At 60.2% G+C, this 319-nt stretch carries 1 protein-coding gene; it reads left to right on the top strand.

Annotated elements, in window-relative coordinates; all coding sequences use genetic code 11:
• On the top strand, nt 1–319 hold a 319-nt coding region (locus J5M56_RS25925), incomplete at both ends, for an immunoglobulin-like domain-containing protein (protein ID WP_207938177.1).

Raw genomic sequence — 319 nt, 5'->3', positions numbered from 1 at the left:
TAACCGCCGTGACCGACAGCATCGACACCAGCACCGTAACCCTGACGGCCACCCCAAGCGTGACCGAGGGCGGCGTTGTGACCTACACCGCCACCGTGACCGCGCCTGTGACGGAGAAACCGCTGGTGATCACTTTGGCTAATGGCCAGACCATCACCATCCCAGTCAACGCAAGCTCTGGCTCGGTCGACTACGTTGCGCCAAACAACGTCTACAACACCAATGCACCGCTGACCAACAGCATCACCAATGTCACCGGCGGCAACTACGAGAAACTGGTTACCACCGGTACTCCTAGCACCACGGTCACCGACGACCC

This window comes from Pseudomonas sp. 51_B, assembly GCF_017491595.1.
Taxonomy (GTDB): Bacteria; Pseudomonadota; Gammaproteobacteria; order Pseudomonadales; family Pseudomonadaceae; genus Aquipseudomonas; species Aquipseudomonas promysalinigenes.
This window is presented reverse-complemented; position numbering and strand designations above follow the sequence as displayed.